The 11,584-nt window shown below is 59.6% G+C and carries 8 protein-coding genes; 2 read left to right on the plus strand and 6 right to left on the minus strand.

Going from position 1 to position 11,584, the window contains the following annotated elements:
- Nucleotides 1-47: 47 nt before the first annotated feature.
- Both glgA and glgP read left to right on the plus strand, forming a co-directional pair.
- A complete protein-coding gene (gene glgA / locus HF650_RS01850; protein WP_187800939.1) occupies nt 48-1,481 on the plus strand; it encodes a glycogen synthase GlgA in 1,434 nt (477 codons plus the stop codon).
- A 19-nt stretch (nt 1,482-1,500) separates the two neighbouring features.
- The gene (glgP, locus tag HF650_RS01855; RefSeq protein WP_187800940.1) at nt 1,501-3,948 is read left to right on the plus strand and encodes a glycogen phosphorylase; all 2,448 of its coding nucleotides are present in this window, start codon (nt 1,501-1,503) and stop codon (nt 3,946-3,948) included.
- A gap of 1,486 nt (nt 3,949-5,434) precedes the next feature.
- On the opposite strand, the gene HF650_RS01860 is transcribed toward glgP, so the two are convergent.
- The 6 genes from HF650_RS01860 to HF650_RS01885 are packed head-to-tail and all read right to left on the minus strand — an operon-like array spanning nt 5,435 to nt 11,547.
- Nucleotides 5,435-6,433, minus strand: coding sequence for a carbohydrate kinase family protein (locus HF650_RS01860; protein ID WP_187800941.1), 999 nt, complete (start codon nt 6,431-6,433; stop codon nt 5,435-5,437).
- Entirely contained in the window at nt 6,433-7,293 is an 861-nt protein-coding gene (locus HF650_RS01865; protein ID WP_023478390.1) for a ketose 1,6-bisphosphate aldolase, read from the minus strand. The genes HF650_RS01860 and HF650_RS01865 overlap by 1 nt, the downstream gene beginning before the upstream one ends.
- An 11-nt stretch (nt 7,294-7,304) precedes the next feature.
- A complete protein-coding gene (locus HF650_RS01870) occupies nt 7,305-7,991 on the minus strand; it encodes a D-lyxose/D-mannose family sugar isomerase (protein ID WP_187800942.1) in 687 nt (228 codons plus the stop codon).
- A gap of 47 nt (nt 7,992-8,038) precedes the next feature.
- Nucleotides 8,039-8,980 carry an ABC transporter substrate-binding protein gene (locus tag HF650_RS01875; protein ID WP_187800943.1) on the minus strand — a complete coding sequence of 314 codons (942 nt, stop codon included), beginning with the start codon at nt 8,978-8,980 and terminating at the stop codon, nt 8,039-8,041.
- Nucleotides 8,981-9,020: 40 nt separating this feature from the next.
- On the minus strand, nt 9,021-10,031 hold the full coding sequence (locus HF650_RS01880) for a ribose ABC transporter permease (RefSeq protein WP_187800944.1): 1,011 nt from the start codon (nt 10,029-10,031) through the stop codon (nt 9,021-9,023).
- A complete protein-coding gene (locus HF650_RS01885) occupies nt 10,024-11,547 on the minus strand; it encodes a sugar ABC transporter ATP-binding protein (RefSeq protein WP_187800945.1) in 1,524 nt (507 codons plus the stop codon). Before HF650_RS01885 ends, HF650_RS01880 begins: the two co-directional genes overlap by 8 nt.
- Between the last annotated feature and the right edge of the window lie 37 nt (nt 11,548-11,584).

Below are 11,584 nucleotides of genomic sequence, written 5' to 3' on the forward strand. Positions count from 1 at the left end.
TTTCCGTGAACGGCAACGCGAGCCGAACGGTTTTGACAGGAGCGATAATGCAGGTTTTACATGTATGTTCTGAGATGTTTCCGTTGCTGAAGACCGGTGGTCTGGCGGACGTGATTGGCGCACTGCCCGCGGCACAAATTGCCGATGGGGTAGATACGCGCGTTCTGCTGCCTGCGTTCCCGGATATTCGCCGTGGTGTAACCGATGCAAAAGTGATCTCCCGCCGCGATACCTTCGCCGGCAAGATCTCTCTGCTGTTCGGCCACTTCAACGGGGTGGGGATCTACATGATCGATGCGCCGCACCTCTATGAGCGCCCCGGTAGCCCCTACCATGACACTAACCTGTTCGCCTATACCGATAACGTGCTGCGTTTTGCGCTGCTCGGCTGGGTTGGCAGTGAAATGGCCTGTGGCCTCGATCCCTTCTGGCGGCCGGACATTGTGCATGCGCACGACTGGCACGCCGGGCTGACGCCAGCGTATATGACGCTGAAAGACCATTCGGCAAAATCGGTGTTCACCGTGCATAACCTGGCCTATCAGGGCATGTTTTATGCGCAGCATATGGATGACATTGAGCTGCCATGGTCCTTCTTTAACATGCACGGGCTGGAGTTCAACGGCCAGATCTCCTTCCTGAAAGCGGGGCTCTACTACGCGGATCACATCACCGCCGTTAGCCCAACCTACGCGCGCGAGATCACTGAACCGCAATATGCGTATGGTATGGAAGGGTTACTGCGCCAGCGCCAGAAAGAGGGCCGCCTGAGCGGTATTCTCAACGGCGTTGACGAGAAGATTTGGGACCCGGCGACCGACCTGCTGCTCGGCGCGCGCTACACGCGCGATACGCTGGAGGAGAAGGCAGAGAACAAACGCCAGTTGCAGATCGCCATGGGGCTGAAAGTGAACGACAAAGTGCCGCTGTTTGCGGTGGTGAGCCGTTTGACCAGCCAGAAAGGGCTCGATCTGGTGCTGGAAGCGCTGCCCGGTCTGCTGGAGCAGGGCGGTCAGTTAGCGCTGCTCGGGGCGGGCGATCCGGTGTTGCAGGAGGGTTTCCTTGCGGCAGCGGCAGAGCACCCCGGCCAGGTGGGCGTGCAGATTGGTTACCACGAAGCCTTCTCCCACCGCATTATGGGCGGCGCGGATGTGATTCTGGTGCCGAGCCGCTTTGAGCCGTGCGGGTTAACGCAGCTCTATGGTCTGAAATATGGCACCCTGCCGCTGGTACGACGCACCGGCGGGTTAGCCGATACTGTCTCTGACAGCTCACTGGAGAACCTCGCCGACGGCGTGGCCAGCGGGTTTGTTTTTGAGGACAGCAACGCATTAGCGTTGCTTCGCGCGATTCGTCGTGCTTTCGTATTGTGGTCCCGTCCTTCGCTGTGGCGTTTTGTTCAGCGCCAGGCAATGGCAATGGATTTTAGCTGGCAGGTCGCAGCGCAGTCATACCGCGATCTTTACACTCGGTTGAAATAGTTTTCCAGGAATCACGCATATGAATGCTCCGTTTACCTATGCTTCACCGACACTGAGTGTCGAGGCATTGAAACACTCGATTGCCTATAAACTGATGTTCACGATCGGTAAAGATCCGGTTATCGCTAACAAACATGAGTGGCTGAACGCCACGCTGTTTGCGGTTCGCGATCGGCTGGTGGAGCGCTGGCTGCGTTCCACCCGCGCGCAGCTCTCGCAGGAGGTGCGCCAGGTCTACTACCTCTCCATGGAGTTCCTGATTGGCCGTACGCTCTCCAACGCGCTGCTCTCGCTCGGGATTTATGAGGATGTGAAAAACGCGCTGGATGAGATGGGTCTCGACCTTGAAGAGCTGATCGACGAAGAGAACGATCCGGGCTTAGGTAACGGCGGCCTCGGGCGTCTGGCAGCCTGCTTCCTCGATTCGCTGGCGACCCTCGGCCTGCCGGGGCGCGGCTACGGCATTCGCTACGACTACGGCATGTTCAAACAGAACATCGTCGAGGGGCGTCAGAAAGAGTCCCCCGATTACTGGCTGGAGTACGGCAACCCGTGGGAGTTCAAACGCCACAACACGCGCTACAAAGTGCGCTTTGGCGGGCGCATTCAGCAGGAGGGGAGAAAGAGCCGCTGGGTCGAAACCGAAGAGATCCTCGCGGTGGCCTATGACCAGATTATCCCCGGCTATGACACAGACGCGACCAATACGCTGCGGTTGTGGAATGCGCAGGCCAGTAGCGCGATTAACCTCGGTAAATTCAACCAGGGCGACTACTTCGCGGCGGTGGAGGATAAGAACCACTCTGAGAACGTCTCCCGCGTGCTCTACCCGGATGACTCGACTTACTCCGGGCGCGAGCTGCGTCTGCGCCAGGAGTACTTCCTGGTCTCGGCGACGGTGCAGGATATTCTGCATCGCCACTTCCAGCTGCATCAGACTTACAGCAACCTGGCGGACAAAATCGCCATTCACCTCAATGACACCCACCCGGTGTTGTCGATCCCGGAACTGATGCGTCTGCTGATTGACGAGCATAAGTTTGACTGGGACGAGGCGTTTGAAGTGACCTGCCAGGTCTTCTCCTACACCAACCACACGTTGATGAGCGAAGCGCTGGAGACCTGGCCGGTCGAGATGCTCGGCAAGATCCTGCCGCGCCATCTGCAGATTATTTTCGAAATTAACGACTACTTCCTGAAGACGTTGCAGGAGCAGCACCCGAATGATATCGAACTGCTGAGCCGCACGTCGATCATTGACGAGTCGAGCGGTCGCCGCGTGCGGATGGCGTGGCTGGCGGTGGTGGTGAGCCATAAAGTGAATGGCGTGTCGGAGCTGCACTCCAACCTGATGGTGCAGTCGCTGTTCGCCGATTTCGCCGCCATCTTCCCGATGCGTTTCCTTAACGTCACCAACGGCGTGACGCCGCGCCGCTGGCTGGCGCTGGCAAACCCGTCGCTCTCTGAGGTGCTGGATGAGCATATCGGCCGCACCTGGCGTACCGATCTCAGCCAGCTGAGCGAGCTGGAGCAGCATATCGACTTCCCGGCGGTGAACCAGGCGGTGCGCCATGCCAAGCTGGAGAACAAAAAGCGGCTGGCGACGGTGATCGCCCAGCAGCTCAATGTGGTGGTCAACCCGAAAGCGCTGTTCGATGTGCAGATCAAACGTATTCATGAGTACAAACGTCAGCTGATGAATGTGCTGCACGTCATCACCCGCTATAACCGCATCAAGGCCGATCCGACGGCGCAGTGGGTACCGCGCGTCAATATCTTTGCCGGTAAAGCCGCTTCGGCCTACTACATGGCGAAGCACATTATTCACCTCATCAACGATGTCGCGCAGGTGATCAACAACGATCCCGATATCGGCGATAAGCTGAAAGTGGTCTTTATCCCCAACTACAGCGTCAGCCTTGCGCAGGTGATCATTCCGGCGGCGGATCTTTCCGAGCAGATCTCGCTGGCGGGCACTGAAGCATCGGGCACCAGTAATATGAAGTTCGCCCTGAATGGCGCGTTGACCATCGGTACGCTGGATGGCGCGAATGTGGAGATGCTGGAGCACGTCGGCGAGGAGAATATCTTTATCTTTGGTAACACCGCAGATGAGGTGGAGGAGCTGCGTCGTCAGGGCTATAAACCGCGCGAGTATTACGAAAAAGATGAGGAGCTGCACCAGGTGTTAACGCAGATCGCCACCGGTCTGTTTAACCCGCAGGATCCGGGGCGCTACCGCGATCTGGTTGATTCGCTGATTAACTTTGGTGACCATTATCAGGTGCTGGCGGATTACCGCAGCTATGTCGACTGTCAGGATAAAGTGGATGCGCTCTATCAGCATCCGGAAGAGTGGACCACCAAAGCGATGCGCAATATCGCCAACATGGGCTACTTCTCCTCTGACCGTACGATCCAGGAGTATGCGGAGCATATCTGGAACATCAAGCCGGTGCGCCTTTAGCTTATCCGGCCTGCGAATGTGTGGAGCGGTGCTTCTGAAACGGCATAGGCCGGATAAGGCGTAGCCGCCATCCGGCGGTGTGCTGCATGTGGCACCGCCTGCCGGATGGCGCTGACGCTTATCCGGCCTACGAACGTCCCCGGCCTGTGAATATGTGGAGCGGTGTGGCTGAAACGGCGTAGGCCGGATAAGGCGCAGCCGCCATCCGGCGGTGTGCTGCATGTGGCACCGCCTGCCGGATGGCGCTAAACGCTTATCCGGCCTACGAATGTCTCCGGTCTGTGAATATGTGGAGCGGTGTAGCTGAAACGGCGTAGGCCGGATAAGGCGTAGCCGTCATCCGGCGGTATGCTGCATGTGGCACCGCGTGCCGGATGGCGCTGACGCTTATCCGGCCTACGAACGTCCCCGGCCTGTGAAGATGTGGAACGGTGTGACTGAAACCGCGTAGGCCGGATAAGGCGTAGCCGCCATCCGGCGGTGTGCTGCATGTGGCACCGCCGGATGGCGCTGACGCTTATCCGGCCTACGAATGCCCCCGGTCTGTGAATATGTGGAACGGTGTAGCTGAAACCGCGTAGGCCGGATAAGGCGCAGCCGCGATCCGGCGGTGTGCTGCATGTGGCACCGCATGCCGGATGGCGCTGACGCTTATCCGGCCTACGAATGTCCCCGGTCTGTGAATATGTGGAACGGTGTAGCTGAAACGGCGTAGGCCGGATAAGGCGCAGCCGCCATCCGGCGGTATGCTGCATGTGGCACCGCATGCCGGATGGCGCTAAACGCTTATCCGGCCTACGAATGCCCCCGGTCTGTGAATATGTGGAACGGTGTAGCTGAAACGGCGTAGGCCGGATAAGGCGTAGCCGTCATCCGGCGGTATGCTGCATGTGGCACCGCATGCCGGATGGCGCTGACGCTTATCCGGCCTACGAATGTCCCCGGCCTGTGAATATGTGGAACGGTGTAGCTGAAACGGCGTAGGCCGGATAAGGCGCAGCCGCCATCCGGCGGTGTGCTGAATGTGGCACCGCCTGCCGGATGGCGCTGACGCTTATCCGGCCTACGAATGCCCCCGGTCTGTGAATATGTGGAACGGTGTGGCTGAAACGGCGTAGGCCGGATAAGGCGCAGCCGCCATCCGGCGGTATGCTGCATGTGGCACCGCATGCCGGATGGCGCTGACGCTTATCCGGCCTACGAATGTCTCCGGTCTGTGAATATGTGGAACGGTGTAGCTGAAACCGCGTAGGCCGGATAAGGCGCAGCCGCCATCCGGCGGTGTGCTGCATGTGGCACCGCATGCCGGATGGCGCTGACGCTTATCCGGCCTACGAACGTCCCCGGTCTGTGAATATGTGGAACGGTGTGGCTGAAACGGCGTAGGCCGGATAAGGCGCAGCCGCCATCCGGCGGTATGCTGCATGTGGCACCGCATGCCGGATGGCGCTAAACGCTTATCCGGCCTACGTTTTTGGTTCGGTGCTTAAAGCGCCATATCGAGCTGTAACTCTTCGAGGGTTTTCGCGCCGTCAATCGCATTGGCACACAACAAGCTGGCGCGGGCGCAGGCATGGGCTAACTGAATGCTGTGCGCTAACGGCCACGCTTCGTGGCATCCGTACAAAAATCCGGCGCAAAAGGCATCTCCTGCTCCCACGCTGCCGACAATCTCCGCCTGGCTTAACATCCGCGTTGGGATCCACGCTCCGGCTTCGTCTGCGGCTTCCCCCCACGCCCCTTCCGGGCAATGGATCACCACCCGCTGTTTTACCCCGGCGGCCAAAAGCTGTGCCGCTGCATGACCAATATTCTCCACGTGCGGCTTATCCTGCGCCGTGCGCATCGCCAGGCCGCTGAACTCGCCCGCTTCCAACTCGTTGATCACCAGATAATCGAGGTGCGGCAGGCAGGGCAGCACCAGCGGTTTATAACGCGGGTCGCCTTTGCGCGACACCAGATCGAGCGAGGTCTCAAACCCCTGCTCACGCATCTGCGCCAGCAGCCGCGCGCTGCGCGTGCCGTACTCCTCATCGTCCTTATCGAGGCTGTCGAGCAGCAGCAGATAGCCGAGGTGGAAAATCTTCATCTCACCGTTAAGCATCTCAAAGGCGTCGATATCCAGCAGCCGGTTGGCACCGGGCGAGTGGAAAAAGGTGCGCTGACCGGAGGGATCGGTCATCACCTGCGACATTGAGGTTGGGGCGGAAGGAGTGCGCTGCACATGCTGGCGATTGACATGGTACTGATCGAGCATCGCCATAATGTAGTCGCCGTCGCCATCTTCGCCCACCAGCCCGACCGCCTGCAGCGGCAGGCCAACGTGCATTTTCGCCAGCGTCAGCAGCACATTAAGCGGCGCGCCGCCCGTCGAGCGCTCGCTCTGCATAATCTCCGCCAGCCAGCCGCGCTCCGGCCACTGGGCAATATGGTGGACGTGATCCACCAGCATATTGCCGGCAGCGATAACCCCGTGGCGGGCCATCAGCACTGCCCCGCGCTGCCGAAGATGCGCATCTGCCCGGCCACCGTATCGGCAATCGCCTCTTCAACACTGAGCAGCAACTGGGCGAACTCATCATACAATGGCTGGCGATCCGCCATGCGCTGCTCAATAGCGCCGAGCGCCGCCTGCGACATGCCGGTGTAAAAGTTAATTTTATGAATACCAAGCGAAATGGCGCGCCGGAAATCCTCATCGCTGATGCCCGAACCGCCGTGCAGCACCAGCGGCAGGCCGGTCTGCTGGCGAATGGCGTCGAGGCGGGCGAAATCGAGCTTCGGTTCGCCCTTATATTTGCCATGCGCGTTGCCAATGGCGACCGCCAGCGTGTCGATGCCGGTGCGATCGACAAACTCCCGCGCCAGCGCCGGATCGGTAAAGCAGGCTTCATCGGCGTGACCATACAGCGCGCCGCCCTCATCACCGCCGACCGCGCCCAGTTCCGCCTCTACCGAGACGCCTACGGCGTGGCACATCTTCACCACTTCCCGCGTCTGGCGAATATTCTCTTCATACTCCAGCGCGGAGCCATCGAACATCACCGAACTGAAACCGAGGCGCAGGGCGCGCACCACCGACTCAAAATGCAGCCCGTGATCGAGGTTAAGCACCACCGGAATATCGCTGCGCGCGGCTTCAAACTTCACCGCCTCCACCAGCGACTCCAGCGAAACATACTTAAAGTGCACTTCGGCAATATTGATAATAAATGGCGAGCGCTCCCGCTTGGCGGCGGCGAACAGCGCACGCAGAAAGTGGGAGTCGAGCACGTTAAATGCGCCTAAGGCGTAGTGGTGCTCGCGCGCATGCGCCAGCCCTGCGGCGAGAGAGATCATCGGCATAACCGCCTCCTTTACCCTAAAAAGAGTGAGTACTCATTACAGAGCACCAGATGTGCCGGTTCATCCTCCAGCACGTCGCTAAAGCGGTTCGCCGGGTTGAGGAAGTGGTTGTCGTGCTGGTCATCGTTAACCGATGAGACCTCGCCGACCAGCACATCGCCAAACCCCGGCTCGCCCCAGAAGCTATGATAAAGCCCCGGTGTGACACAAATGCTTTCCCCTGGTGAGAGGCGCAGCTGGCTGCCCGCCGCGTGCGTGTGTCGGCAGCCATCAATGACCACGGTAACGTCGCTGCTGTCAGTCTGGTGCTGCGCATCCGCGTTCCACAGTTCAATAATTAAGTTTCCGCCGCCGCGATTAATGATGTCCTCGCGCTTACGCCAGTGCAGATGCATCGGCGTCAGTTGCCCGTCGCGCACATGCATGATCTTCTCTGCATAGCACTTGGCATAGGGCGCGCCGTCCGGCGAGCCGTTGCGCAGGGTAAAGAGCGTCAGCCCCTCGGCGTAAAAGTTGTCGCCGCCAAAGGCGGTGACATCCCACCCCAGCTTCAGGTCGAACACTTCGCGCCACGCCTCATGATCCAGCTCGCGCCACTGGGTCGGCGCAAAGCTGGCAAAAGGCGGCAGATGCACATCGTGCTTCGAGAAGAACTGCCGCGTGTGGCCGAGAATGTCATTAATGGCAGAGCGTTTCATCGTCTCTCCGTATGGCGCTTCCCCTCCCGCGCGGGGAGGGAGAGGGCTTATTTCACCGTCCAGCCTTTGTAGTTGGCGACGCTCTGCTTATCGATCATCGTCACCGGGATCAGCACCGGCTCTTTCGGCGCGGGCTTGCCTTGCAGAATGTCGTAACCAATCTCCACCGCGCGCGCCGCCATCACCTGCGGATCTTGCGCCGGGGTGGCAACAAACAGCGAATTCTTACGCTTCAGCGCCTCTTCACCATCCGGGCTGCCGTCGACGCCAACGATAAAGAACTCATTACGTTGTGCCTGTTTGGCTGCCAGATCGGCACCGATCGCTGTCGGATCGTTAATTGCGAATACGCCGTCGATTTTCGGGTTCGCTGCCAGCAGGGAGGTCATCACTTCCAGCCCGCCTTCGCGGCTGCCTTTGGCGTTCTGGTTATCCGAGAGCACCTTGATATCCGGGTGACGTTTAAACTCTTTCTGGCACCCTTCGACACGGTTCTGTACCGCGGAAACCGGCGGCCCGTTGATGATCACCACATTGCCTTTGCCTTTCAGGCGGTCGGTGATGTATTTACAGGCCATTTCGCCCGCCTGGGTGTTATCGGAGGTGATCGTGGCATCGGCACCTTCTGCCGCCACGTCCACCGCCACTACCACAATCCCGGCCTCTTTCGCCCGTTTAACCGCCGGGCCGATGCCTTTTGAATCCGCGGCGTTGAGGATGATCATGTCGACCTTCGCCGCGATAAAGTTATCAATCTGGCCGACCTGCTGACCAAGGTCGTAGCCGCTGGAGACCAGCGTCACTTTGACCTTATCCCCCGCCAGCTTGCGCGCTTCCAGCTCCGCGCCTTTGGTGATCTGCACAAAGAAGGGGTTGGCGAGATCGCCCACCGTAACGCCGATAGATTTCAGTTCTTTCGCCTGTACGAACGGCGTCGCGGCGAGCAGGGCCGTGGCGCAGAGCGCGGTGACAAGAGGTTTAAGACGCATGCTGTAATCCTCACTTATATTACTGTTTTGTAGGGTTTTATTATGCTGCCTGATGGTGTCGGGTACGGTATTTGTCAATCAGCACCGCTATGATGATCACCGCCCCTTTGATCACCAGTTGCCAGAAGTAGGAGACGCCCATCAGCGTCATGCCGTTATTAAGGGTGGCAATGATTAACGCGCCGACCAGCGTGCCGGTGATGGTGCCGATACCGCCGACAAAACTGGTGCCGCCGAGAATGACCGCCGCAATCGCATCCAGCTCGTAGCCCATGCCGAGGTTGCCGTTAGCGCTGTAAAGGCGCGAGGCACTCATCACCCCGCCAAGGCCGGAGAGCAGCCCGCTGATGCCGTAGACGAAGAGTAAAACCAGCCACACTTTGATGCCGGTAAGGCGTGCCGCCTGCATATTGCCGCCGACCGCGTAGATATGAACGCCAAGCGTGGTGCGGCGCAGAATAAACCAGCACACCGCAATCACCGCCAGCGCGATAACCACCAGCCACGGCACCGGGCCGAGGTAGTTATTGCCGATCCACTCAAAGCTGATGTCCGAGTTGATCACCGTGGTGCCGTCCGCCAGCAGATAGGCCGCGCCGCGCAGCGCCGTATAGGTGCCAAGCGTGACGATAAAGGGCGGTAGCCCGGCAAAGGCGACTAGCGCGCCGTTAAACAGGCCGAGCAGCAGACCGAGCATCAGCGCAGCGGGCACGGAGAGCATCGACAGCTCCGGCATCAGCGAAACCACCATCGCCGCCACCGCCGTGGTGCCGAGAATAGAGCCAACCGAAAGGTCGATCCCGCCGGTGAGAATGATGAAGGTCATGCCTGCCGCCAGCACGATGTTGATTGACGCCTGGCGGGTAATATTGAGCAGGTTGCTCTCGGTAAAGAAGTTCGGCGCGATAAAGCCAAATACCGCGACGATCAGGATAAGAATCGGCAGAATGCCGACGGTTTGCATCAGATCGCCCATCAGCATTTTTTTGGCGGAGGCGGATTTGGCCTCCTGCTGCGGCGTGGTGGCCGGGGATGGTTTTATTTCAGTCATGGTGTACCGCCTGGTGATGGGTGTCGTTAACGCCGGTCGCCAGCGTCATAATCTCTTCCTGGGTGATAGCCTCGCCCTGCAACTCGCCGGCGATAGTGCCTTCGCGCATCACATAGACGCGGTCGCTCATGCCGACCACTTCCGGCAGTTCGCTGGAGATCATCAGGATCGCCACCCCTTCGCGCGCCATCTGGTTCATGATCCGGTAGATCTCGCTCTTCGCGCCGACATCAACGCCGCGCGTTGGCTCATCAAGGATCAGGATGCGCGGGCCAATCGCTACCCAGCGCGAGATAAGCAGCTTTTGCTGGTTGCCGCCGGATAAGCCGCCCGCCCGCACCTGCGCATGTGGCACGCGGATATTGAGTAATTTGATCGCGTCATCGGAGAGGGTCTGCGCCTTTTTGCGGTTCAGCATGCCCCACGACGCATCGCGCTCCAGCGTCGCCATGGTGATGTTCTCCTGCGCCGCCAGCTCAAGAAACAGCCCCTGCTCTTTACGGTTCTCGGTTAAAAAGCCGATGCCGAGATCGATCGCCGCGCGCGGGGAGTGGATCACCACCGGTTCGCCATCGATCTCAATCATGCCGCCGGTCGCTTTGCGCACGCCGAAAATCAGCTGCGCCAGTTCGGATCGCCCGGCACCAACCAGCCCGGCAAGGCCGACAATTTCACCGGCGCGCACCTGCAGGCTGACCGGCTGGATCTTGCCGCCATCGGTGAGATGGTGAACGGTAAGGCGCGGTTTGCCGGGGGTGATATCGCGCGCTTTATTAAACAGATCGCTGAGTGGTCGTCCGACCATCATGCGCACCAGTTCGGCAGCGTTGAGGCTGTCGCGCGTCAGGCTGCCAACATACTGGCCGTCGCGCAGCACGCTGACGCGATCGGAAAGTTCATACACTTCCGCCATACGGTGGCTGATATAGATAATCGCCATCCCCTCATCGCGCAGGCGCATGATGAGTTCAAACAGGCGGTGAGTTTCACGGGAGGAGAGGGCGGCGGTGGGTTCATCCATCACCAGAATACGGCTGTTGCGGTGCAGCGCGCGGGCGATCTCCACCTGCTGCTGCTCGGCGATGGTCAGCTTCATCACCCGGTCGGTGGCGCTGAAATTGGCGCCCAGACGGTCAATCACCGCCTGTGCCTGCGCCGCCATGGTTTTGCGCTGCACCAGCCCGCCGCGTGCGATTTCGCTGCCGAGAAAGATGTTCTCCGCCACCGTTAAGTTGGGCGCAAGCTGCATCTCTTGATAGATGAGGGTGATCCCGGCGGCAAGGGCGTCTTTCGGCCCGCGAATGGCGTGAGGTTTGCCGTCGATCAGGATCTCGCCGCTGGTGGCGGTGTAGGCCCCGGCGAGGATCTTCATTAGCGTGCTTTTGCCGGCACCGTTCTCTCCCATTAAGGCATGGATCTCGCCGGGCCAGACCGTCAGGTCCACCCCTTTGAGGGCGTAAAACTTGCCGAACACTTTGGCAATATTACGCATCTCCAGCACGGGCACATTAGGCATGACGAAGCTCCTGCGAGTGACGATTTACGCACTTCAT

This window comes from Kosakonia sp. SMBL-WEM22 (assembly GCF_014490785.1).
GTDB lineage: Bacteria > Pseudomonadota > Gammaproteobacteria > Enterobacterales > Enterobacteriaceae > Kosakonia.

What these genes read in the sequence shown, in the direction of transcription:
- glgP (WP_187800940.1), top strand. Translation starts at nt 1,501, where the DNA reads ATGAATGCTCCGTTTACCTATGCTTCACCGACACTGAGTGTCGAGGCA.
- HF650_RS01880 (WP_187800944.1), bottom strand. Translation starts at nt 10,031, where the DNA reads ATGACTGAAATAAAACCATCCCCGGCCACCACGCCGCAGCAGGAGGCC.
- HF650_RS01870 (WP_187800942.1), bottom strand. Translation starts at nt 7,991, where the DNA reads ATGAAACGCTCTGCCATTAATGACATTCTCGGCCACACGCGGCAGTTC.
- HF650_RS01865 (WP_023478390.1), bottom strand. Translation starts at nt 7,293, where the DNA reads ATGCCGATGATCTCTCTCGCCGCAGGGCTGGCGCATGCGCGCGAGCAC.
- HF650_RS01875 (WP_187800943.1), bottom strand. Translation starts at nt 8,980, where the DNA reads ATGCGTCTTAAACCTCTTGTCACCGCGCTCTGCGCCACGGCCCTGCTC.
- glgA (WP_187800939.1), top strand. Translation starts at nt 48, where the DNA reads ATGCAGGTTTTACATGTATGTTCTGAGATGTTTCCGTTGCTGAAGACC.
- HF650_RS01860 (WP_187800941.1), bottom strand. Translation starts at nt 6,433, where the DNA reads ATGGCCCGCCACGGGGTTATCGCTGCCGGCAATATGCTGGTGGATCAC.
- HF650_RS01885 (WP_187800945.1), bottom strand. Translation starts at nt 11,547, where the DNA reads ATGCCTAATGTGCCCGTGCTGGAGATGCGTAATATTGCCAAAGTGTTC.